This window comes from Pseudonocardia sp. ICBG601 (assembly GCF_020496245.1).
In genome coordinates this window covers 25,001-48,567 of sequence record NZ_JAHLJA010000022.1, presented here as the reverse complement: position 1 = coordinate 48,567, position 23,567 = coordinate 25,001, and the positions used below count along the sequence as shown (strand labels likewise).

The window sequence follows — 23,567 nt, the reverse complement described above, 5'->3', positions numbered from 1 at the left end:
AGCGTGTCACTCTCTTACTGAGCGGGATACGCTGTGGCCCTAGCTCATCGACTCTCAGCGACGCGCACCCGAGCCGAGCCGAGCCGAGCCGAGCCGAGCCGAGCCGAGCCGAGCCGAGCCGAGGAAAAGCTATCCCGGCCCCAGCTCGGGAGAAACGAGACGGGGAGAGCGCCGACGGGCATGAGCGAGACCACCGAACACCGCGACAGCGACAGCGACAACACGGTCATGCCCGCGCTGCCGCCGCAGACTCTGGCTGATCGACTCAACCGGGCGTTCGCGACGCTGCATCCCGACGACCGTGGGCCCTACAGCAACCGCGAAGTCATCCGCTGGCTTCAGGCGAACTCCACCCCCGAACAGTCCATCCCCTCCCTGAACTACCTCGGCCTGCTCCGCAGCGGCGAGGCCACCGACCCCACCGTCGGCAAGCTCCAATCCATCGGGCGCTTCTTCAAGATCCCTGCGACCTACTTCATCGAAGACAACGCCCACTCCGACGCCGTGCAGGCCGATCTTCAGCTTCTCGACGCGATGCGCGACACCCAGGTCCGCGAGATCGCCGCCCGAGCCGTCCAGCTCGACCCGTCCATCCGCGACTGGCTCATCGACACCATCCGACGCCTACCCGACCTCGCCAACGGCCCCCCACCGCGCACCGCGCAGCGCCAACGCATCGAAATGCCGGTCACCGACAAGCCCACCAAACGGCGACGGCGGGCATGATCAACCCACGTGACACACCGTGTCTGATCGATCTCTCCGGGAGCACGACCGTGGGAACCCCGCCGCATGCGACAGCCACGCGCAGCTACGACACCGACGCTGCACTCCGGGCTTTCGCTCGTACCGCACTCGCCGAGATCGGCGCGACCCCCGACCTCGACCCGGTCGAGCTATGCCGACGGCTGAGCATCCACCGAGACCGCCCCATCGAGATCGTCTCGACCCGGATGCCCTGCTCCTCGCTGCTCGGGTTCAGGACTGGTTCTGCGTGAAGACCACGACTACCGACTACATCGTCCACCCGCACAACCTCGCGCGATCACAGCATCCGTCACGAGATCGTCCACGTCCTGTTCAACTACCCACATCCCCTTCATCTGATACTTTTTCTGGCTGCTACCGGGGAGTTACTTCCTCAGTCTGGCCTGTCAGTCACTCAGCCTAACTGCCCAATCTATCTGGAGAACACTGTGTCTATTTTTTTGCGATCCGCTGGCAAAGCCTTTCTCCTCAGTGGCGCTATCACTTTGGGAGCAATTTCATTTAGCGGCCTTGCCGATGCCGCACAGCCTGGAGCGTCCCACTCCAGTATTTCTGCTCCGACTCAGCAGTCATGCGGGTTTCGCAGCGTACGAATCTCACAACATGAGTCTTCCGCCTACTGGCGCAATTGCGTCAGTCACGGTCAGCGCATTAATGTCGACCGCGCATTCTGGCCCGACTTTCAGGTCTGCGTACCGCAAGGTCAGGACCGCTACCTTGGCGCCGGACTAATTCCGGTTGGTCCAGGAGCTATCCGTGGGGCCACGGTAATCGGCTCCTGCTGATCTCCACCAGAGCATGCTTGAGGAAACAATTCGCTGTGGCCAGCGCGCCCCGGTCGCGGCCCTCGCCGAAATTCTCCCTGTCTCTCTACTAGACACAGCTTTACCGCAGTGATCATGCGCCGGGATGACGCCGAGAGCACGCAACCTCTTACGCAAATCCCCTCCCCACTAGTCGGCGAGGTCTCACCTGTCACTAAAGAGATAGAGCAAGTGCATGCACCAGCTGGCCGCCTTGTCGGCGAGCCGACGCGACCTCCTCATGAATTACTAAGATCATCCAGATTGGTCGCGATTGCAAGTCTCGTCAGTAGAGTTACTGGCTTCATTCGCAACATCGCGGTCGTGTCGATCCTTGGATTCGCATCTCTAAATGATGCATACACGATTTCTAACACGCTTCCTAATGTCGTTTACGAGTTGCTCCTCGGCGGGGTTCTAAGCAGTGTAATGATCCCCGTCCTAGTCCGCGCTCAAGGCGACGCTGATGGGGGCGAAAAGTTCACGAGAAAGTTGCTAACACTTACAGGAGTTGCGCTCCTGGTCGCAACTATTCTAGCCGTGCTAGCTGCGCCCTTATTGACACGTCTCGTGATTAGCGCGAGTGAGGCAGCTCCCGCAAACTCTGAGCTCACCACAGCATTCTCCTGGCTCCTTCTTCCGCAGATCTTTTTCTATGGCATGGGAGCGCTACTCGGGGCGATTCTCAATTCGAAGCAAGTTTTCGGCCCATTTGCCTGGGCTCCGGTCCTGAACAATATCGTCGTGCTCGCCACGCTCGCGGTCTATGCGCTAATCCCTGGTGAGATTTCAATCAACCCGATAACTATGGGGGAGCCTAAGCTGTTAGTGCTCGGCTTAGGAACAACCATCGGTGTTGTCGCGCAAACACTGCTGCTACTACCATACATGAAGCGCGTCGGATTCAATTATCGTCCGCTATGGGGTTGGGACTCAAGACTGTCGCAAGCTGGCGGAATGGCCTTGTGGGTCACTGGGTACGTTGCAGTGGGGCAGATCGGCTACGTTATCACTACGCGTGTAGCGACAGCAGCTGATGCTGGTTCTGTTGTCACCTATACGAATGCCTGGTTGTTACTGCAAGTTCCTTATGGCGTTCTGGGAGTCTCTCTTTTAACCACACTGATGCCTCGGCTTAGTCGGGCCGCAGCAAACGCTGACATTAGACAGCTCGCTAATGACTTTTCTCTAGGGGTGAGGTTATCCACCCTGGCTTTAGTCCCCGTCGCTGCCGTAATGACCGCCTTTGGCGACGTCCTTGGTATCGCCTTATTTTCGATCGGTGCTGGGGGCGGCTCGGGCGCAGAACGGCTTGGTCTGACTGTTGCATGGTCGGCATTTGGAATATTGCCGTACGCGGTGATGATGCTACAAATTCGCGTCTTCTACGCGCAGGGCGACTCGCGCACCCCGACGCTAATCCAGTTGTGGCTGATCACGTTAAAGGTGCCACTTCTGCTTCTGTGTCCGATGGTCCTGCCGTCTGAGCAAGTGGTCATCGGGATTGCTGCGGTTAACTCTCTTTCTTTCATCTGGGCCGCCATCGCTAGCCAATGGCTTCTCCGTCGAAAAATGGGGGAGATTCCGATCAGTGAAGTGCTAGACTTTCTTTGGCGGGTCTCCCTATCTGCAGGATTAAGCGCAGTCGCTGCTCGGGGTGCACTGGAGCTGGCAGAGCCGCTGCTGGCGACCTACCCGGGCCTCGTGCGTGCGTGGGCTCTGCTCCTTGCCGGAGCCCTTATCTCCCTATCCCTTACTTTTGCCACGTTAAAATTACTGAAAACGCCCAGCATTAACGACCTTCTTGGTCGTAAAGATCACATGGGAGCAAACTAAGCCTCATGGGCAAGAAGAAATGATGACTCGCTCGCTGACCTCGCCACGATCCACGACGACCACCACGACCTCGACGTCTCCATCTACGGCGGCAAGTGGGACGATCCCGGCATCATCACAGCCCAGGTCTGGCGCACAGAACTCATCGACCGCAACGAAGACCTCCCAGACTCCTGACTCAACCGGGTCATCCGAAAAATCGGATGACCCCCTGCCCAGGGCCCCGGCAAAGTCGTGATGGGTGGGTCCTGAGCTGCGGTGATGTGGGGGGTGGGGGTGGGTGCGGACACAGGCTTGGCGTGATCATGAGGGTGTCGAATCCTTGCTCACGTCAGGAAGCCTGTGTCCGCAGTGTCAGTGTCTCCGATCGTTGCTGCTCTGGAAGGCCTGGAGGTTGATCCTGACGCGGGGAGAGCCGCGCCGGTCGGTGAGGCGGCGGTGGTGTCGCTGGTGGAGGCTCTGTCGCAGGTCCCGGACCCGCGGAAACCGCGTGGTGTCGGCCATGGGGTCCTCGTAGTGTCGCTGCTGGGGGCGTGCGCGGTGCTGACCGGAGCCCGGTCGTTCACCGCGATCGCCGAGTACGTCCACGACACCGGCAGCACCGTGCTGGACGTGCTCGGGGTGGGCGCGGTCGCTCCGCACGAGTCGACCATCCGCCGGGTCCTGCAACGGGTCGACGCCTCGGCGCTGGAGGCGGCGTTGCAGTCCTGGGTGTTGCCCCAGCTCAGCGCCCAGCCGGCCCCGGAGGGCACACCCCGGCGAGAACAGCGTCGCGTGCTGGCCTTGGACGGCAAGACCCTGCGTGGCACCCACGTCCGTGCCGCCGATGGCAGCGTCTGGCTTCCGCCTGACTTTGGTCACCCGAGCCTGGTTTCGCAGCTTGTACTGCGCTGAGCTGCGGTGATGTGTTTGCGCGGGAGCGGTGTGAGGCACTAATTCGGTGCTCTACGCTCGGTCAGGTGGCGTGGGTGAGGCGGGTACGGACGGCCTCCGGGGCGACCGCGGTCCAGATCGCCGAGTCCGTGCAGGGCCATCGACGGATCGTGGCCCATGTCGGGTCAGCGCACACCGAGGCCGAGCTGGGCCTGCTGGTCGAGCAGGCCCGTGGGCTGATCGACGACGCTGCACAGCAGGCCCTGGATCTGGGCGTCGCGCCGTCACCCCGGCGGGCCGAGCTGATCGCGCCCACCGCGGCCGGCGGTGCCACGCAGGAGGGGCTGTTCGGCCAGATGCCGCGGCGCGCCCCGAGCACCACAACCCGGCGGGTGGGTGCGCCGCAGGTGATCACGACCGGGTCGCGGGTGCTGTTCGACATCCTCGCCGAGGTCTACGCGGGCCTCGGGTTCGCAGAGGTCGCTGATGACACGTTCCGCGACCTGGTGATCGCCCGGATCGTCGAGCCCACGTCCATCCTGGACACCGGTCGGGTGCTGGCCGGTCTGGGCGTCACCGCGGCGAGCGAAAAGACGATGCGCCGCACCCTGCTGCGCTGCACCGGGCGCAGCTACCGCGACGAGATCGCGAGGGCCTGCTTCACCCACGCCCGTGGCAGTGGGGATGTGTCGTTGTGTCTCTACGACGTCACCACCCTCTACTTCGAGGCGGAGAAGGAGGACGACCTGCGCAAGGTCGGGTTCTCCAAGGAACGCCGGGTCGACCCGCAGGTCGTCGTCGGGCTGCTGGTCGATCGCGCAGGGTTCCCCCTCGAGATCGGCTGTTTCGAGGGCAACAAGACCGAGACCGCGACGATCCTGCCGATCATCGAGGCCTTCCGGGCCCGACACCAGCTGCCGGTCGAGCCGGGCGGGATGGTCGTGGTCGCCGACGCAGGGATGCTCTCGGCCGCGAACCTGCGCGACCTCGACGAGGCCGGCCTGCGGTTCATCGTCGGCTCCCGACTCACCAAGGCCCCGGTTGACCTGGAGTCGCACTTCCACTGGCACGGCGACGCCTTCGTCGACGGGCAGATCATCGACACCCTCACACCACGCGACCGCCGCACCGGGCGCAGCGAGAACAGCCCGAAGGTCAAGGCCGAGCCCGTCTGGAACCCCAACCAGCATCCGGGATCCTGGCGGGCGGTCTGGGCCTACTCCACGAAGCGGGCCGTCCGGGACCGGCGCACGTTGACCCTGCAGGAGAACCGGGCCCGCGAGGTCATCGCCGGCGAGAAGCCCGCGCGCACACCGCGGTTCGTCAAGGTCACCAACGGCTCCCGCGCCCTGGACGAGGCCTCCTTGGCTCGGGCATACCGGTTGGTCGGGTTGAAGGGCTACGTGACCAACATCCCGGCCGGCGGCGCAGCGGCCGGGGAGATCATCGGCGACTACCACGACCTCTGGCACGTCGAGCAGTCCTTCCGGATGAGCAAAACCGACCTACGCGCCCGCCCGATGTTCCACCACCAACGCCAGTCCATCGAAGCGCACCTGACCATCGTGTTCACCGCCCTCGCAGTCGCCCGCGAGATCCAGAACCGCACCGGGCTCACCATCCGCAACGTCGTCCGCCAGCTCCGACCACTGCGCTCGGCCACCATCGCCATCAACGGCACCCAGCAGACCTTCCCGCCCGCCGTCCCCGCCGACAAACAGGCCCTCCTCGACGCGCTCCGTCAGCCCGCGGCGAAGCACTAAGACAAGTGACCGAAGTCAGGTGTGACGACGCGAAGAGCACGGTGCGGATTGGCTTGCCGTCGCCCGCGCTGCAGCGCAGGGTTTTCCCATGTTGACGGCATTACTGCACGCCGTATTCCAGTATACTTGGTGGATGACGCCTCCATCCCTCTCTATCGGTCCCGGACTCCGCGTCGTGACCGTCACGAACTTGAAGGGCGGCAGCGGGAAGTCCACGACCACTGGTCTTCTCGCGCACGCGTGGGCCGCGGCTGGCCGACGCGTGATCGCCGTCGATGCCGATCCGCAAGGCACGCTGACTCGCTGGGCGCAGGACGCCGACTGGTACATCCCTGTGTTCGGTCTCGCCACGAACAAGCTGCATACGGAACTCTCCGGGATCGTGTCCCCGGACCGTTATGACGTCGTCGTGGTGGACACGCCGCCGCTGGAGCTGCAACGCGGCATCGTCTACTCGGCGATGCGCGCTGCAACTGATGTCGTGGTGACCCTCGCTCCCACTTCGTCGGAGTGGGACGTCTTGCCGAAGGTGTGGGACGCCCTGGACGAAGTGGAACCGTTGCGCTCCGGGCCGGCTCTGGTTTCGGTGCTGTGGAATCGGGTCCGGACGAACACCACCAGTGCTGCGGTTTACCGGGAGATGCTGGACGAGTCACGTCGATACTCCTGCCGCGCCGTGATCCCGTTGGCCGAGCGCTACGCCCAGGTCATCGGCGCCGCGGTCAGATTCCGGGTCGAGGACACCGCTGTGGTGGACGCTGCCGCCGAGATCGCGGGTCGGGGTGGCTGGTGAGTAGGCGCGAGGACCTGCGGTCGCGGGCCTCCCGCGCAGCGAACCGGGCACCGGCCGCCGAGCAGGCGCAGCCCCCACAGCACCCGGCTCCGGTCGCCCTGACCGCCGATCAGCCGCCGCCCTCGTTACCACCAGCTTGGCCAGCGCGCTCTGCGGCCAGCACCCCGAGGACGAAACCCGTGCGCATGACCGTTGACCTGTCCCCGCTGGCTCATGAACGGCTTCGTGCGCGCCGGAACACGCTCCGGGAGGAGTTGGGCGTGGTCGCCGACCTGCCGGCCGCGGTCGTGGTCCGAGCGCTGCTGGCCGAGCTGGACGCAGACCCGAACCTCGCCGCCGCTGTCCGGGACCGCATCGCCGACGATCCGACTGGCTACGGCAGGCAGTAACTACGGGACTACTGCAACACTGCGTTACGGTCGTTCGGAGGTTGACTCGCGCGCCCGACAGCAAACCCAGGGCGCCGAGCCCGCGAAGGTCGACGTCACAGGCCAGCATTCCGGTGCTGCCTGGATGGTCGTCCTTCTTCATGGCGCTGTTGTCCTGGCTGTTGCCGGGCCGGGGACGTTCGCGGCGGTGACAGACGGGCCTGTAGTGGGCGTTGAGGGCGTCTGTGACGGCTTCAAGTGGCGCCGGGTGGTCGTGGGCAAGTCGATCCGGACCGGAGCCCGCTCTGGCGGGCGAGGACCGGAAGCGGCGCGGCAGCACCGTTCGTGCGCGTCGAGAGCCGCCGGTCGGGCGCGGGTGCCGGTGTTCAGCACGACGCCCCGACAGAGACGAGTCGTCGGGAGCGCTGGGTTTGGAGCAGAGCGGCGATCTGAGCGCGGGTGGCCTCTCGGGTGCTGACGCGGGCGGGGTTGTGGTCGGGGACGAGCCTGCTGAGGCGTGCGTGTCGATCTCGGGTCTGGTTACCGGCCAGGATGAGGCGGGCTTCAGCCCGTTGCTGGTCGTCAGCTCGCAGGGCCGCGGCGGGCAGCGTGGTGTGGCCGTAGGGCAGCCGCTGCGCGGCGGCGTGGCCGTGCCGGGCCGCGATAGCGGTCCGGGCCTGGGCGTCGGCGTGCGGGGCCCTGAGGGGCCCGCACGGGCCGGTCCAGGGGCCGAGGCGGTGGCGTAGCCACGCCGCCGGCCAGCGGACCTGCCCGGCGGGGCAGCGTTCGACGGGCCGGGACGGTCCGTCGGTGCTGGGTTGGTGTGCCAGGGCGTCCCGGAGGTCGTTGTTGGTCCACCCGGCCCGCCAGAACGGCTTCACCTGGGCGCGGATCGCTCGTGGTGAGAGCCGGGCCAGCAGCGGGTCGTCACGCAGCTGCCGCGCTGCGGCGAGCATCTCCCCCGGGCCGATGGTGAACTGGGACAGGAGCAGAAATACGCCGCCGGCGAGGCAAATGACACCATCGCACCTCGCGTCGCCGTAGCGCGCCGCACAACGTGCGGAACGCGGCGCGCAGACCGGCAGCGGTGGGGCCAGGAGTAGCACGGCGATGAGACTCACGACGTTCGCGGTAGCCGCCCGGTGCCGGCCGCGTCAGGTCGCCGTTGACGACGGTCTCCGCCGTCAACGTGGCGCCCACACCGAGCGTGCCGAACTTGAGCAGAGAGCGCCGTGCGGTGGCGCCTCGCACCGTCGGTGCCTGCGAGATCCCGTTCACGTCGGCACCTGGGCCAGCCGCCCCAATGCCTCGCCGACTGCGGCCCGGTCCACCCCGGAGTGCGTCATCCAGCGCACCCGGCCGACGACGGGCACTGTCAACAGGCCTCGGGCGCCTAGCCTCCGCACTACCTCATCCGGGTTCTCCACCCGACACATCACCACGTTCGTCTCGGGCACATCGACGTCCCACCCGAGTTCGCAGAGGCCGGAGGCCAGGACGCGGGCGGTCTCGTGGTCGGTACGTAACCGTGCGATCCGGTCTAAGGCGACCAAGCCTGCGGCGGCGAGCATGCCGCCTTGTCGGATCCCGCCGCCGAGCATCTTACGCGCTCGTCGGGCCTCGGCGATGAGCGCCACCGATCCTCCTAACACCGACCCCACCGGCGCCCCGAGCCCCTTACTTAGGCACGCCTGCACGGTGGTTACACCACGAGTCAACCGGGCCGGCGCTACCCCAAGTCGTACGGCCGCGTTCCAGATCCGTGCACCGTCGAGATGGACCCACAGTCCCGCATCGGTCGCAGTGCGGATCAAGGCGTCGTGCTCATCCACAGTAGTCACCGTGCCGCCCGCAGCATTGTGGGTGTTCTCCAGGCACAGGCCCGTCGTGCGCAGCGCGAAGTACGGCCCGGTGGATGCAGCCGCAGTCCGCACGGCGTCCGGTGCCGGCCGGCCGGGCGCGCCAGTCCGCCACGGCAGCGGCCCTGGTGTGGCGCCGGCCAGCCAGAACGCCGTTCCGACCTCCTGGTCGAGGACGTGGGCCTGCGCGGGGGCCAGGAGGCGCTCGCCGCGTCGCACCTGCAGGAACAGCGCGATCAGATTGCCCATCGAGCCACTGGGCACCCACAAGGCGGCCTCCGTGCCGAGCACGGTTGCTGCTCGTTCTTCCAGCCGCCGCATCGTCGGGTCCCCGTCCAGCACGTCGTCGCCGAGTTCGGCCCTGCCCATCGCAGCACACATCACGGGGTCGGGGAGGGTGACGGTGTCCGACCGGAAGTCGAGGATCGCGGTCGCGGTCATCTGCCGTCCAGGTTCGGCGCCCCGTCGACCGAGGAGGACGTTGTGCTGCTGGCGCGACGCCCCGCCGCCATAACCCCAGCGGCGGTGAGGGCTAGCACAGCACCGACCAACATCGTCGCGGTTGGGCCAGAAGCATCGATGGTCAATCCGCCGATCGCGGCGCCAAGCGCGATCGACACGTTGAAGGCCATCACGAACAGCGAAGTGGCGGCCTCCGGGGTATCCGAGGCAGAGCTGAACACCAAGGTCTGCAACGCGACCGGCAGCGCTGTGTAGAACAGCCCCCAGGTCAGCAGCAGAACGATGGCCGGCACCGTCAGATTGCCGGCGACGATCATCAGCGCGATCGAGACCCCGAGTCCCAGGGCACAGACGATGATCGTGCCGGGTAGCGCGCGCGCCGCGGCGACGCCCGACAGGAAGTTCCCGAGCACGCCCGCAGCGCCGTAGAGCAACAACAGGCCGCCGATCCAGGCCGGCTCGATGCCCGTGACCTGCTCCAGGAACGGTGTGACGTAGGTGTAGGCAGCGAAGTGCCCGGTCACCATCACGGCGGTGACAAGAACAGCGATCCGCAGGGCAGGTGTGCCTCGCAGCAGCGCCGGCAGATCGCGCAGGACGACGACCCCGGCCGGTTCCATCCGCGAGAGCAGGGTGGCCGTGGCCATGGCGGTGGCCACACCCAGACCGGAGATCACCCAGAACACCGTGCGCCATCCGGCGGCATCCCCGAGAAGCGTGCCGAACGGCACCCCGACGACCGAGGCGACCGAGATCCCGGAGAACACCACGGCGATGGCCCGAACCGAGGCCTTCGGGGGGACTAGCCGCACTGCGATGCTGGCGGCGATCGACCACATCACCCCGTGCGCGAACCCGGTCAAGAACCGCGATCCGAGCATCAAAGGATAGCTGGTCGACAGCGCGGTGACGGCGTTGCCGATCACGAACACGGCGAGGACGGCCAGCAGCAGCGTCCGGCGATCCAACCGGCGAGTGGTGGCGGTCAGCACCGGAGCGAACACCCCGGCGACGACGCCGTAGAGCGTCACCGCGAGACCGGTGCTGCCCTCGGAAACACCGAGGTCCGCGCCCATCGTCGTGAGCAGCCCGATCGGCACCATCTCGCTGGTGGTGAACGCGAAGACGCCCAAGCCCAGCGCCACGACGCCGAGCCACGAGCGCAATGGCCCAGGGGCGGCCTTGCCTGCGGAGCGGGCCGGTGGGAGCGCGGTCATCGGACGGTACCTCCGGTTGTGACGGGCGTCGGGGCGGAGGCCAGCCGGGCTGCGGCGGCGCGGAAGGGCTCGATCGGCGGTGCGAAGAGCACGGCACCGGCATGGCCACCGTCGCGCAGCGTCGCGCCGAGATGGATGGCCGGGACGATCCCGGTCTCGGCGACAGCAGCGACATCGATCCCGCAAGGGACGCCGCGATAGCGCAGGTACGGGATCTGGTAACTGGAATGCTCGGCGACCGTGATCCGGTACATCGACCGGGTCAGCTCGACCATCGCTTCGGGGGTGCCAGCGGAGAAGTCCTGCAGCGCGAACGCTGCTGCCGCAGCCATCCCACCGAGACCGACCGTCTCGGTGATCAGGCTCTCGCCGCCTACGTAGGCCAGGTCGGCGTGCGTCCACGGCTCGAACAACCTGCCGCGCAGCGTGGAGGTGTCGGGGAGCGGCCCGCGGAACCACTCCGAACCGAACCCGGACACCCTGATCGCGAACTCCCGCTCGCTCAGCGTCATGGCTGTGACCACTCCGCTGCCGGGTACGCCGGCCGCCGCGTCCGCCGCGGCCTTCGACGCTGCCATCGCCATGTGCAGGAACAGATAGTCGGCTTCTCGCAGGTATCGGACGAGGTCACGGCGCGCGGCGGTGACAGGCTCGGGACTCGCGACCAGCGCTTCGAGCACTGCTGTGCGCAGCAGCGTCCCGGACGCCGTGTGCCGACTGTGCAGGTCGTCGCCGAGCAGCAGCGCACGGCGCATCAGTGGCCGCAGCCCGATCCCCCCGACCTCACGCAGCAGAGCCCCGAATGCCGGGGCGACGGTCTCGCGCACGTGCTCGAGCTGGGCGCGCACCGCGTCAGACCACACGCCGAAAGTCAGGGACTCCGTCGACGGGCCCTCGTTGATCCGGCAGAACCCCTGCCGGTCGTGGGTCTCATCGCGTACGACGACGACTGGCATCGACCATGTCGTCACCCCGGTCAACGACCCGACGGCGCCGTGATCGTGACAGGGCTCCAAGACGATGTCGCCCGAGGTCAGGAGGGCATCGGCTGTGGCCTCGTCGGCTGCCAGTCCTTCGAAGACGGCAGCGCCGACAATGGCGCGACGCTGCCCACCGGTGTAGGCCACCCACGGTAGTGGCGCGCCGGAGGTCAAGATCGTATTCGGGGTCATTCCGGGCACGACCTCGCCGGCGGGCACGACGTCGGTCAGCACCGGTTCGGAGTCGAGGATGCGGGCGACTGCGTGCGCGTTTGGGGTGACATCCGGGCTGGTTTCGATCGGATCGGTGCTCAAACCGGTGCTCATGCGGGGTCCTCCTCGTCCACCTCGACGGAGACGGTCTTGGTTAGGCGGGCCGCAGCGGCGGCCACGTCCTCAGCGAGAGGGCAGTCGATGACCACGGACACCGAACGTCCGCCGGAGTCGGTGAGCTCCCCGAGCAGTTCGCCCCGGCTGCGGGTGACGACCACGGCGCACAGCCGGGGCGGGTCGTCGTCGCCGGCCGGGACGAGGTCGGGCCAACGACCGTCGTCGGTGATCCAGCTGACGGGCGCCTCGTCGCTCAGCACGTCGCGCAACCGGCCGCGACGGTGGTCGAGGTAGACCTGCTGCGCCCAGCGGCGGCGGGTGCGCCGTGGCGGAATGCGGCGGCCAAGCGCGAGATCGACAAGGTCCGGTTCGATCGCCGCGCCGGAGGAGAGCTGCCACAGCCTCGTGATGGCGTCGCCGGGCGGGCGGGCGGCGACCTCCATCAGTACCGCTCGGCCGCCGTCGTCGGACAGCCGGAACTCGGCGTGACTCATCCCGGTGCCGAACGACATCGCCGCCAGCAGCGCGGTGTTCGCGTCCAAAAGGGTTTCGCGGCCGACGTCGTTGAGCGCGGCGGCGGGGGACACATGGCCGGTCTCGGTGAAGTACGACGTCGTGCTCTCGTTGGTGGTCTTGGCCGTAACGTCGGCCCACACCACTTCCCCGTCGTGCACGAGGGACTCCACGGAGAACTCCGGCCCACCCACCCGCTGCTCGAGCAGTAGGAACTCCCCGGCCGGATATCCCTGCAGTGCGGTGGACAGGTCGGCGGGCGAGTTGATCGCCCGGACGCCTGAGCTGGACATCCGGCCGACCGGCTTGAGCACGGCCGGGTAGTGCTGCCAGTCATCGGCGGCGGTCGGGTCTCGACCGGGACCGAGCGGTAACCATCGCGGCGCCAGGCCTGGCGCGGAGAGCCGCTGCAGCAGCTTGTTGCGCGCGATCCGTGACGCGCGCCCACCGGGCCCGGGCAGCCCGAGTGCCTCGGCGAGCGCCCCCGCGGAGTCGACGAACAGCTCCCCGCAGTTCAGCACCGCACCGATCTCGACGCGCTGGCCCAACTGCGTAGTAGCGGTGAGCAGCGTCTCGAATGAGTAGTCCGGCAGGTGCACGATCTCGATCGCGTCGTGCAACGCATGTGCAGGGTCGGCTCGGCGCCGGGTGAGTTCGTCGGAACTCGTTTCGGGTCCGAGGACGACCGCGGGCTCGTAGCCGCGGGTCCGGATCTCCGCGATCAGGTTCAGGTGCCGGCAGAGCACGACGAGATCAGTCGTGAGCAGAACGGCTGGCCGATCCTGTGCCGGCGGCATCGACCTGCTCATCGCTGCTGACCCGGGGTCACCGGCACGGTCAGCTGTTGCCCTTGGCGTCCGGCGCGCGTGCGGAGCACGGCGCTCGGGGTCGGACCGTCGGTGAACAGCTGAAGCGTGCGCTCCTCGCTCCATCCGGCGAACCGGTACTCCGACTCCCCCAGGTGGACGAGGCCGAGGCGCTGCCCGGTGTCGAGCGCAAGCTCCAGGCCGCTACCGGTCTCGTGCACTCGTGCCAGGGTCGTAGGTTCGCCGACGGCGAGATCGGCCTCGGACTCCCAGAGCCCGAACGAGACCGGTATCTCGAGCCGGCAGGCGGCCCGCGCGCGCTCGACCGCGCGCTGCGGGCAGGCCTGGCGGTTGAAGAGAACATCGCCGTCGGCGAAGTAGCTCGCCCAGCTCTGCGGGAACACCTCGGCCAGACCTGGGACGACGAGCGCGTCGATCACAAGATGGGTCCGGGCCTCGGCGCCGTGGTTCTGTACGCGGTGGGTCCGGCTGAAGTCGCCGAACCAGAACTCCCCGGGCTGCCAGGCGTGTTCCACTCCGTCGAGCACGAGTAGCGCCGCAGGGTTCGTTACGACCGGAACGTGCAGGCGGACGACACCCCAGCGGGGCCCGTACTTCGGGTCTGTGTGGTCCATGCCCACCGTGTCCGGACCGAGCGCCATCAGCCGCACGGCGTGCAACGGTGCCGGAATCGACCCGAGGATCTGCCGGACATAGGGCAGCTGATCCAGCCACTCGGTGTCGGCGAAGTCCTCGGCCCCCGGGCCGCCGGGATCGGTGCGGTCGCCGTCCCCGCCGGGGCTGCGTAGCGCCAGGCAGCGCCAGTCGACATCGGTCTGCGAGCCAACGCCCTTGTCGTCGTAGACGCGCTGACGGTCCCAGGCGTGCGTGCGGACCGCAGCCAGTTCGGACAGCATCCGGGCGGCGTCGAAGGTCGGGCGCAGCAGGGTGGCCTCGGCGGGCATCGGCACCGCGGGGCTCAGCGTGTTCGCATTCATCAGTACTCCGTTCTCGGTCACGGTGGTCAGCGGGCCGAGGCCACGGCCGGCACCACGGCGTCGTCACGGTCGATATAGATCTGGTGCCAGCGCTCGAGCATGTAGAGCGTCCACAGCGCGTAGCTGTGCTCGGGACGGAACTCGGCGACGACGTCTCGTAGCACGTCGGGTTTGAGATGGCCGCGGTCGAGCGCCTGGTCGTTCAGGAGCGCATCTTGGATGTCGCCGCGCAGCTCGTCGGCCAGCCAGGACTCCAGTGGCACCGCGAGTTCCTGCTTGCGCCGGTGCACCACCTGGTGCGGCAGGTAGCGCTCGGCGACCCGCTTCAGCAGGACCTTCTCCCGACCCTCGACAAGCTTGCGCGACGCGGGGATCCGGGAGGCGAAGTCGATCAGCCGGTGGTCCAGCAGTGGGCTGCGGGGCTCCACCGAGTGAGCCATCGACATCCGGTCGATCTTCACCAGCTGCGCGTCGGGGAGCCAGAACCGGCAGTCCACGTGCATGACGCGATCCAGGTCCGGCGCGCCGGTGAGGGTCCGCGCGAAGCGTGGACCGAGGTGATCCACCGGGAAGCTGGGCAGATCGGCTCGGAAACTCCGGCTGTAGAGCCTGTTCTTTAGTGCGTCCGGCAACCCGTCGGCGAGCACCCGGTGGTAGCGGCCGGCAAGCCCCGCCTCGGTGTCAGCGTCCAAGAACCGCTGGTAGCGACCGTAGCCGCAGAAGACCTCGTCCGAGCCGTCGCCGGTGAGCACGACCGTCACGTGCTCGTGGGCCAGCCGGTACATCACATCCGCGGCGATCGTGGACGGGAAGGCGAAAGGCTCCCCGACATGTCGCACGATTCGCTCGACCGACTGCCGTGCGTCGCGGGCGGTGATCTGGCGTGTGTGGTGGATCGTTCCGCAGTGCTCGGCTACCCGCCGGGCATGAGCGGACTCGTCGAAGCCCGCGTGGTCGAACCCGACCGAGAAGGTGTGGAGCTCGGCCCCCAACATGCGGCGTGCCACGGCCACGACCAGGCTGGAGTCCAGGCCGCCCGACAGCATCGCCCCGAGCGGGACCTCGGACTCCAGCCGATCCTCGACGGCGGCGCGCAACAGCTCATCAAGCCGATCCTCGGCCTCACGGCCGGTGATGCCGTCGAGCTCTCCGGTGAATCCGAAGTCCCAGTACCGCCGCTCGGCGGGCGCGCCGCGCCCGTCGAACACCAGCACCGTTGCCGGCGGCACCCTTCTAGCCTGCAGGTAGATCGTTCGTGGGGCACCCACGATCCGATAGCTGAGATACTCGTCGACGGCGACCGGGTCGATCGTCCGCTCGAAGCGCGGGTGACGCGTCAACGCGTCCAGCTCGGAGGCGAACGCGACCGACCCGTCCGGCAGTGAGGCATGGAACAGGGGCTTCTTGCCCATGCGGTCAGTGCCCAGCACCAGACGTTGTGTGCGGGCGTCGTAGAGCGCGATCGCGAACATACCGTTCAGCCGCTCGGTGAACGCCTCACCCAGCTCGGCATAGAGCGCAGGCACGACAGCGACGTCGCTTGTGCCGCGGACCCGGTGCCCGCGTCCTCGTAGGAAAGCGCGCAGCTCGCGATGGTTGTAGATCTCGCCGTTGACCACGGCGACGACGGTTCCGTCGTCGCTGTAGACCGGCTGCGAGCCACCGACCAAGCCGATCACCCGCAGCCGCCGCATACCGAGCGCGACCGCGGAGTCCCGGTGGACGCCGAACTCGTCCGGGCCGCGATGATGTAGGGCGGCGCACGCCGCATCGACGAAGCCGTCCTCGTACCCGATCCGTCCGAATCCGGTGGTCCCGGTGATTCCGCACATGGTCAGGTGTTCGCCAGGTCGAACCGGCGTTTGCCGTGGCCGGAGCGCAGGTCGGTGGCGTGGACCGCTTCAACCTCGATCGGCCGCACCAGTCCGGAGTCGACCATGGTCGCAACGTCGGGAGCGACATCGGCGACGGCCGCCCGCAGCGCCCTTTGCTCCTCGTCGGTGACAGGGTCACCGGCGACTCGGATCCGCAGGTGGCCGTCGTCCATCGCTTCGAAGGGTCGGCCAGGGAACACCGTTGCCATGACGTGGGTGAGGTCGTGACCGGACAGGCGCTCGCCATGCTTGTAGTCACTCGTGATCCGGCCCTCGATGCGGTCGAACACCTGAACATCGCGGCCGTAGCGGCGGATCGTCCGCAGTCCCGCGACCAGGTCGCCGGTGACGTAGCGCAGCGCGGGGAACTGGCGCCGGGCAGTGGAGGTGAGTAGCAGCAGCCCGTCGCCCGGCGGCCGTGGCGACGCACCCGGAACGACGGTGTCCGGGGAGACCACCTCGGCCACGATGTGGTCGTGAAAGTGATAGAGCCCGGTCTCGGCGCAGGAGTACCCGATGGCACCGATCTCGATGCTCCCGAACACGTCCATGACGTCGTTCGGTGAGATCCCGAACCAGTGGGCCACACCCGCTCGCCAGGCGGCCGGCGCGACGTCGCCGACGACCATGATCTTCCGCGGCCGGAAGTCGGGCTCGGGCAGAGCGGCCATGATGCGGTCGAGGATCATCGGCATCGTGAACAGCACCGCCGGCTGCCATTCCGAGAGCCGTTCCAGGTGCTCGGGCAGTGGTGCCCGAAAGTCGATGTCGCGAGCCTGCAGCCCGAGATCGGTGAAGATCTGACGCGCCGATGCAGCGGCGTGCCCGGTGCCGAGGTCGGCGACGGCGACCTCGTCCGGCGCGATACCAGTCAGGAACTTGGTGAACAGGTCCCCGCGGTGGGCGATGTAATCGGCATCGTCCTGCTCGCAGTAGAGGATCTGCTTGCGAGCACCGCCAGAGGTTCCGGAGGTGAAGAACGCGTGGGTGCCGGGGACCTCACGCGTGTCGCCGTAGTAGTGCCGGGTGAGGATCTCGCTGTCCAGAAGCGGGAGGTCGGCGAGGCGGCCGGTGCGGTGTGCCCCTGCGGTGTCGAGCATGTCGCGGTACCAGTCGAACCGGGCGCGGTAGCGGTCGACGAGTTCGGCGACATGCGGCCCGGTCGTCACACCGGCTGGGGGACGCAGGATGGAGTCGGTGGTCATTGCAGAGCTCCTTGCCGTTGGGGTGGGCGATGCCGGGCGGTGCTCAGGCCCACCGCTCGGTCTCGCCGAAGAAGTCCGGGATCTCCACGGTGAGGCCGAGTTCGGAGGCGACGCGATGCACGTGCCGGCCCACCGCGAGATCGAGCACGCCGAGGCCGAACGGGGAGAAGATCAACGGCCGGTCGTTGTCGAGCTTCCGTTCGCCGGTCAGTAGCTGGGCGAGCGTCCCGTCGACGAAGTCGCGGTGGCCGAGTCGCTGCTCGGCCAGGTGTGGTGATGTATCTGCGGTGAGGCAGTGGTCGACGTCGTCGACGATGTTTCGGGCGCCGGCGACGATGTCCGGCGACAGGTCCCGCAGCGAGATGTTGAGGACGGTCTGGCCCGCGGCGAACGTGTCGGGGTCAAACACCCATGGTTCGCCTGCGGTCGTGACGAACACGATCAGGTCAGCGTCGGACATCTCGGGGCGGGTGGCCTCGACGACCTTCGATCGGTAACCGAGGTCCTCGGAGTACGTGCGCAACGAGTCGGCGTAGGAAGTGACCAAGTCGGTGACGGCGACCTGTCCGAATTCCCACCCGCGGGCGGCGAGGTAGTCCACCACGGTCCGCCCGAGGACACCAGCGCCCACAAGCAGAACGCGGTCCGCCCGTCGGCCGCCAGTGAGCTGCTCGGCGCCGAGCACGGCTGACGCGGCGGTTCGGGCAGCACTGATCTGCGACGCCTCCAGGCATGCGACCGGAAAGCCGGTCGCGTAGTCGTTGAGAATCAGCACTGCCGACGCCCGGTGGACGTTGTCTCGCACGTTGTCCGGGAAGCTGGCAATCCACTTGATGCCAGCCGTGGCGTGCTCGCCGCCCAGATGAGCGGGCAGCGCGATGATTCGCGAGGACGGCTTCTCAGGAAAACGTAGGAAGTGGCTCCGCGGGTTCACCGAACGGCCAGCATGGTGATCTACGTAGGTCGCCTCGACGATGTCCACGACATCAGATCGGGACTCCTCGAGGACGGCACGCACAGTGCCGCCCCGCACGATGTCGAATGTGAACACGGTCTGCCCCTTCAGGCGGCGACGTTGCGTCGTGCGGGCAGCAGTGGCAGCAGCGCGTCCGGCCCATAGGTCTCGGCCGCCCACTGGTCGTTGTAAATCGTTTGCACGTACCGGTCGCCGAGATCCGGTGAGAGTGCGACGACGCGAGAGCCCGCGGGGATGCGGCCGGCTGCCCGCAGAACCGCGGCGAGGATGGAGCCGCTCGAGGCACCCAGCAGCAGGCCATAACGCCCTGCCATGTGCCGGCACACGCGCACCGCCTCGACCTCGTCGACGAGCACGTGTTCGGCGGCCGCGTCCGGAGAGTAGAGCTCAGGGCGGCGGCTGGCCCCCAGACCCGGTAGGTGGCGCGGCCCCGATTGCCCTCCGAAGGTCACCGAGCCCACCGAGTCGACGGCGACCAGGTGAGTCCACGGGGAGAACGCTCGGAAGTGCCTCGCGCAACCCATGAGCGTGCCGGTGGTGCCTGCGCCGACGAACAAGTGGTCGACCCGGCCCAGTTCGCGAAGGATCGCGGTCGCCGTGCTGTCGGCGTGTGCGTCGGGATTAGCCGGATTGGCGTACTGGTTCAGCCAGACGAGCTTGGGGTCGCTGTCGAGCATGTCGTGCACGGCGGCGATCCGGGTCGCGAGGAACCCGCCGTTCGCGTCGCGCCCCTGAACCCGGACGATGGCGGCACCCAGACTGCGGATCACGTCCAGGCTTTGTCGGCTGACGTTCGGATCGACCACGCAAGTGAAGTGGTATCCGCGCGCCGCGGCGACCATCGCCAGCGCCACACCCAGACTCCCCGAGGACGACTCCACGAACCGTCCGCCCGGGACCAGTTCTCCCCGCCGCTCGCAACGCTCGATCATCGCGACTGCAGGTTTGAGCTTGATCGATCCCGCCGGATTGAGGCCCTCCAGCTTGACGAAAACGTCACTCCCCTCGACGAAACCGTGCAATTCGACGAACATATCGTCGGTGACGATCTCGTGGGGATCGTGAACGATCATCGCATCTCCGATTGTTGGGCCAAACGAGCTTGCGCAGGGCGAGAGGGTTGCTTATTAAGCGGTATTATTCAGGTCGCGGCGAGTGGGGAATAGGGCCGCGAAACCGTGGTCATTACCGGGGAAGAGTAAGCGACCTGCCGGAATAAATAAGCGGCCTGGCCGCGGGCTGCACCTTAGGTAGGGCAGAGTTTCCCCTTGCTCGGGATCCTCATTTCTGCGGAGCGCATGGTGCAACGTTAGACTCCTGGCCGCGGGCGCGCGCCTGTTCTTAACTCTGTCTTTGGAATCTCACCCGTGCAGCTCCCGGTAAGCGTCGGCGGCTCCGGGGTGTAGCGGCACGTCTCCGGTATCGACGAGTACAGGCTGATCGAAGTACTGGATGCCCAGCGCCGAGGTGGGCACCAGGTCAGAGGCCCGCTCGACGAGTAGCCGGGCTAGAGCCTCTGCGGCCCGACCAGGCAGTGTTGGCGCGGCGACAAGCAGGTTTGCCACACCGATCGTCGCAATCGGTGTGGCGGCACCATAGACTCCAGCAGGCATAACGGCGGTGGAGTAGGGGCCGATGCCATATCGGGCGCGCAGCGCGGGTAGGTGTTCGGCGAGCGGGAGCAGCCGGACCGGGCTCTGGCCCATGAGCGTACTGACCGCGGGTGTCGGGACCCCGCCGGACCAGAGAAATGCGTCGATCCGTCCGTCGGCTAGCGCCGCGGTCGCCGCGGCGAGGTTGAGCTCGCAGGCCCGCACTGTGATCCCAGCCGCGGCGACAAGGCGGGTCCCCAACAGCGATGCGCCAGAACCAGGTGTGCCGAGCGACACGGCCCGGCCAGCCAGATCAGCGAGCCGGATGAACGGCGCTGACGACCGCACCGCGAGCTGTAGGTAGTTTTCGTAGAGCCTTCCGATCGCGAGCAGCTCTAGTGGTGCGGCGAATGGCGCCGCCCCGGCCCGCGCGGCCAGGACGAGGTCGGTGAGGGCGAGCCCGACATCGGCGCCCCCACGGATGACGAGCTCGGCGTTGCTGCGCGAGCCCCCGGTCGTGACGGGGCGCAGTGGCCACCCGGCCGAGCGTGAGACCGCTGCGAGCAGATCCGCGAACTCGGCATAGAATCCACCAGGCTCACCTGCAGCCAGCGAGAGTTCATCGAGCGCGACGCTAGTGCATGATGTGAGCATCGGGAGTAGGCACAGCCCACCGAGGATCGAGCGCCGCGGCTGTCCCCGCGCGCTCACTGAATCGGTCCTAGGACGACGGTGGCGAGTAGCCCGCCGGATGGTCGACACTCGAGGTCGAGGCGGCCGCCGTGTGCCTGTGTCAGCCGGTCCGCGATCGCGAGTCCCAACCCGGAGCCTCCGGCGGTGCCGGGGGAAGCGCCCTGCCAGAACCGCTGCCGAGCGCGGGCCAAATCGTCGGCGGCGATCCCGGGTCCGTCGTCGGAGATCGCGACCGTCCCGCCGTTCAGCCCGCTGGACCACCGCACCCGCACCGTCGAACCGCGGCCGGTGTGCCGCACAGCGTTGTCCAACAGCACGTCCAGCACCTGTTCCAGATCACCGTCGGGCCAGCCGACAGGCAGCTCCAAGGACTCCCAGTCACCGGAGTAGCCCTCGAGGGTTACCCCCGAGGCGGCGGCGGCCAACCGCCACGCGTCGACTCTACCGGCTGCGACGACGGCGGCGTTGCAGTGTGCGGGAGCAGCGGTGCCGGCAGCGACCGCCGCCGACTGCGCCTCAGCTGAGGCGAGTCCCAGCATCCCATCCAACAGTCGTTCCAGCCGGTCGATTTCTCCAAGCGTGGAGTCGTAAGTGGCGCGACCGCTGGCAGCGATATGGGGGTCAAGCCCGTCGACTCGCAGCCGCAACGCGCTCAGCGGGTTCCGAATCTGGTGCGACGCATCGGCGACGAGGCGCTGCTGTTCAGCTGCGCCAGCACGGACCGCTGCCGACATCCGATTGAACGACTCAGTTAGCTCACGTAGTTCTCGCGGCCCAGCACAGACGGCGATCTGTTCCCCTGCGCGACCTTGCGCGACGGCTCCGACGCCGCGGGCCAGCACCCCGATTGGACGCAGCACCCAGCGGGCCAGCAGCAGCGCGAGCGCAGCGAACCCGACCGCTGCAGCAAGTGCCCCACACAGCACAAGTGCCCAGGTAAGGGCCACGTCAGCGGCCGCTCGTGCCGGGTCGGCGAGCAGCAGCACAGCCCCGTTGGCGCGGTGCCCGGTCCCGACCGGCTGCCACAGCAACACCGAGTCGCGGGCGAACGGCGTAATCCACGTCGGGGCGACCGACGGCTGATTGCGCAGCGCCGCGTCCAGCGCAGCGGGCACCCCAGGGGCATCCAGCGCGAGGCCGACCGATACCACCGGTCGCCGCTGCGCATCGACGACGAGTACGCCTTCGCGGTAGAGGTCCGCGTGACGACGTGCGCCGCAGTCCAGAACGCCGTGGGAATCATCGGTTCCCTCGAGGGCGGCCATCTCGGCGAACCAATCGAGGTCGGCGCCGCGAGTCAGCGCCCAAGCCTGGGCCCGCGTGGTCGCCTGCTGCTCCAGTAACGGCATCACGAACGCGGCCACCGTAAGCAAGGAGAAAAACGAGAGGACGAGCAACAGACGTCGCTGCACCTCGTCACCGACCCAGGCGGTAACCGAACCCACGCACGGTCGCGACCAGTCCAGGGCGGTTGAGCTTAGCCCGCAGCGCCGCGACATGTACATCCAGCGACTTCGACCTGGCGACCGACGCGGTCCCCCACACCTCCTCGAGGATCTGGCGGCGGCTCACGGCCACTCCGACGCGGCTGGCGAGCGACGCGAGCACGGCAAACTCTTTCCCGGTCAGGGGCATGTCTACTGCGCCGACGATAACTTGGCGGGCACCGAGGTCAACCCGCACGTCCTCCACCTCTACCACTGTAGCGTCTGCGAGCACGTTTGCAGCCCGGCGCACGACGGTATCGATGCGGGCAAGTAACTCGCGCAGACGTACCGGCTTGACCAAGTAGTCGTCGGCACCGAGGTGCAACGCTCGCACGACGTCACCCTCCGCAGAGCGAGCGGTCAACACGATCACAGGGACCGCAGAGTCCTGCCGTACCTGATGCAACAGACTCAGGCCGTCACAATCAGGCAGGCCCAGATCGAGCAGTACCAGATCGACCTCGCCGAGCAACCCGATCGCTGCACCCCCGGACGGCGCGTGCACGACGCCGTGCCCGCGGACACGCACCGCCTCTGCTAGGGCACCTGCCACGCCTAAGTCATCCTCGACCACCAACACCCTCACGATGGGACATCGTGCCGCACCACCTCAGTGAAGCGTCCACGGTTCTATGCCGCTTCGGTACGGGGCTCGGGTGAGCGGTGTTCAGCGTAGTAGGCCTGCTCGTGTTCATCGGGTGGGATGTTGCCGATCCGGGAGTGCAGTCGGCGGGTGTTGTACCAGTCGACCCAGGGCCTTGACCCCGGATCTTGGACACGGTGGTTGATTACGCGGCTGTGGCTGTGACGGTAGCCCGGAGGGCCTGTTCGTAGGTGTTCGGGGACAGGTGCTGGCAGTAGGAGTGCCGTCGGCGGGTGTTGTAGCGGGTCAGCCATCTGAAGACCTGCCGTCGGCAGGTGGCCGCGTCGGGCCAGCAGGTGCTGTCCTGGAGGACCTCGCGTTTGACGGTGGCGTTGAACGACTCGGCCAAGGCGTTGTCCGCCGACGACCCGACCGCGCCCATGGAACGGGTCACCCCGAGCCGGTCGCAGAGCTCGGCGTAGGCACTCGAGGTGTAGACCGCTCCGTGGTCGCTGTGGAAGACCGCCCCGCGCAGCGACCCACGAGCCCGTTCCGCGGCGTGGAGCGCGTCGTTGACCAGGTCGGTGCGCATGTGATCAGCCAGGGCCCAGCCGGCGAGTTTGCGGGAGCAGCAGTCGATCACCGTGGCCAGATACAGGTTCGTCCCGCCTGCGAGGGGCAGGTAGGTGATGTCACCGACGTAGACCTGGTTCGGTGCTGGGGCGGTGAAATCCCGCCTGAGCAGGTCGGGCACCGTCTGCCGGGGCTGCTCGACGATCGTGGTGTGC

The 23,567-nt window shown here is 67.4% G+C and carries 20 protein-coding genes (1 of these 20 cut by a window edge); 6 read left to right on the top strand and 14 right to left on the bottom strand.

Going from position 1 to position 23,567, the window contains the following annotated elements; translation table 11 throughout:
- Positions 1 to 180: 180 nt before the first annotated feature.
- From KPL57_RS08270 to KPL57_RS08245, 6 genes are all read left to right on the top strand, one after another.
- Complete coding sequence (locus KPL57_RS08270; RefSeq protein ID WP_226351131.1) at positions 181 to 726, top strand: hypothetical protein; 546 nt, start codon at positions 181 to 183, stop codon at positions 724 to 726.
- A 941-nt stretch (positions 727 to 1,667) separates the two neighbouring features.
- Entirely contained in the window at positions 1,668 to 3,407 is a 1,740-nt protein-coding gene (gene murJ, locus KPL57_RS08265; RefSeq protein WP_226351130.1) for a murein biosynthesis integral membrane protein MurJ, read from the top strand.
- A gap of 357 nt (positions 3,408 to 3,764) precedes the next feature.
- Complete coding sequence (locus KPL57_RS08260; RefSeq protein ID WP_226351129.1) at positions 3,765 to 4,301, top strand: transposase family protein; 537 nt, start codon at positions 3,765 to 3,767, stop codon at positions 4,299 to 4,301.
- 65 nt (positions 4,302 to 4,366) lie between these two features.
- Positions 4,367 to 6,043, top strand: a complete 1,677-nt coding sequence (locus KPL57_RS08255; protein WP_226350710.1) for an IS1634 family transposase — start codon at positions 4,367 to 4,369, stop codon at positions 6,041 to 6,043.
- 175 nt (positions 6,044 to 6,218) lie between these two features.
- Positions 6,219 to 6,836 (top strand): ParA family protein, encoded by a 618-nt coding sequence (locus KPL57_RS08250; RefSeq protein ID WP_308252826.1) that lies wholly within the window; start codon positions 6,219 to 6,221, stop codon positions 6,834 to 6,836.
- A 179-nt stretch (positions 6,837 to 7,015) separates the two neighbouring features.
- On the top strand, positions 7,016 to 7,225 hold the full coding sequence (locus tag KPL57_RS08245; protein WP_226351127.1) for a hypothetical protein: 210 nt from the start codon (positions 7,016 to 7,018) through the stop codon (positions 7,223 to 7,225).
- Between the two features lie 365 nt (positions 7,226 to 7,590).
- Here KPL57_RS08245 and KPL57_RS08240 read toward each other — a convergent pair whose 3' ends face one another.
- From KPL57_RS08240 to KPL57_RS08175, 14 genes are all read right to left on the bottom strand, one after another.
- Positions 7,591 to 8,160 (bottom strand): hypothetical protein, encoded by a 570-nt coding sequence (locus KPL57_RS08240; RefSeq protein ID WP_226351126.1) that lies wholly within the window; start codon positions 8,158 to 8,160, stop codon positions 7,591 to 7,593.
- A 318-nt stretch (positions 8,161 to 8,478) separates the two neighbouring features.
- Positions 8,479 to 9,504, bottom strand: a complete 1,026-nt coding sequence (locus KPL57_RS08235; protein WP_226351125.1) for a low specificity L-threonine aldolase — start codon at positions 9,502 to 9,504, stop codon at positions 8,479 to 8,481.
- Positions 9,501 to 10,742, bottom strand: a complete 1,242-nt coding sequence (locus KPL57_RS08230) for an MFS transporter (protein ID WP_226351124.1) — start codon at positions 10,740 to 10,742, stop codon at positions 9,501 to 9,503. The genes KPL57_RS08235 and KPL57_RS08230 overlap by 4 nt, the downstream gene beginning before the upstream one ends.
- A complete protein-coding gene (locus tag KPL57_RS08225) occupies positions 10,739 to 12,049 on the bottom strand; it encodes a DUF1116 domain-containing protein (protein WP_226351123.1) in 1,311 nt (436 codons plus the stop codon). The genes KPL57_RS08230 and KPL57_RS08225 overlap by 4 nt, the downstream gene beginning before the upstream one ends.
- Positions 12,046 to 13,311: an ATP-grasp domain-containing protein gene (locus KPL57_RS08220; protein WP_226351122.1), complete on the bottom strand. Its 1,266-nt coding sequence runs from the start codon at positions 13,309 to 13,311 to the stop codon at positions 12,046 to 12,048. Before KPL57_RS08220 ends, KPL57_RS08225 begins: the two co-directional genes overlap by 4 nt.
- Positions 13,312 to 13,370: 59 nt before the next feature.
- Entirely contained in the window at positions 13,371 to 14,390 is a 1,020-nt protein-coding gene (locus tag KPL57_RS08215) for an aspartyl/asparaginyl beta-hydroxylase domain-containing protein (RefSeq protein WP_226351121.1), read from the bottom strand.
- A gap of 5 nt (positions 14,391 to 14,395) precedes the next feature.
- A complete protein-coding gene (asnB, locus tag KPL57_RS08210; RefSeq protein ID WP_226351120.1) occupies positions 14,396 to 16,201 on the bottom strand; it encodes an asparagine synthase (glutamine-hydrolyzing) in 1,806 nt (601 codons plus the stop codon).
- A gap of 2 nt (positions 16,202 to 16,203) precedes the next feature.
- Positions 16,204 to 17,448 (bottom strand): hypothetical protein, encoded by a 1,245-nt coding sequence (locus KPL57_RS08205; RefSeq protein ID WP_226351119.1) that lies wholly within the window; start codon positions 17,446 to 17,448, stop codon positions 16,204 to 16,206.
- A 43-nt stretch (positions 17,449 to 17,491) separates the two neighbouring features.
- Positions 17,492 to 18,499: a 2,3-diaminopropionate biosynthesis protein SbnB gene (gene sbnB / locus KPL57_RS08200; RefSeq protein ID WP_226351118.1), complete on the bottom strand. Its 1,008-nt coding sequence runs from the start codon at positions 18,497 to 18,499 to the stop codon at positions 17,492 to 17,494.
- A gap of 11 nt (positions 18,500 to 18,510) precedes the next feature.
- On the bottom strand, positions 18,511 to 19,497 hold the full coding sequence (gene sbnA / locus KPL57_RS08195) for a 2,3-diaminopropionate biosynthesis protein SbnA (protein ID WP_226351117.1): 987 nt from the start codon (positions 19,495 to 19,497) through the stop codon (positions 18,511 to 18,513).
- Positions 19,498 to 19,785: 288 nt separating this feature from the next.
- A complete protein-coding gene (locus KPL57_RS08190) occupies positions 19,786 to 20,727 on the bottom strand; it encodes a TAXI family TRAP transporter solute-binding subunit (protein WP_226351116.1) in 942 nt (313 codons plus the stop codon).
- Positions 20,724 to 22,121 carry a HAMP domain-containing sensor histidine kinase gene (locus tag KPL57_RS08185; protein WP_226351115.1) on the bottom strand — a complete coding sequence of 466 codons (1,398 nt, stop codon included), beginning with the start codon at positions 22,119 to 22,121 and terminating at the stop codon, positions 20,724 to 20,726. Before KPL57_RS08185 ends, KPL57_RS08190 begins: the two co-directional genes overlap by 4 nt.
- A gap of 4 nt (positions 22,122 to 22,125) precedes the next feature.
- Positions 22,126 to 22,782 carry a response regulator transcription factor gene (locus KPL57_RS08180; RefSeq protein WP_226351114.1) on the bottom strand — a complete coding sequence of 219 codons (657 nt, stop codon included), beginning with the start codon at positions 22,780 to 22,782 and terminating at the stop codon, positions 22,126 to 22,128.
- Positions 22,783 to 22,984: 202 nt separating this feature from the next.
- Positions 22,985 to 23,567 (bottom strand): IS3 family transposase gene (locus KPL57_RS08175; RefSeq protein ID WP_226351113.1) (it continues 682 nt past the right edge of the window). Within the gene, positions 22,985 to 23,567 belong to an annotated coding region that runs on past the window's edge; the region does not span the whole gene.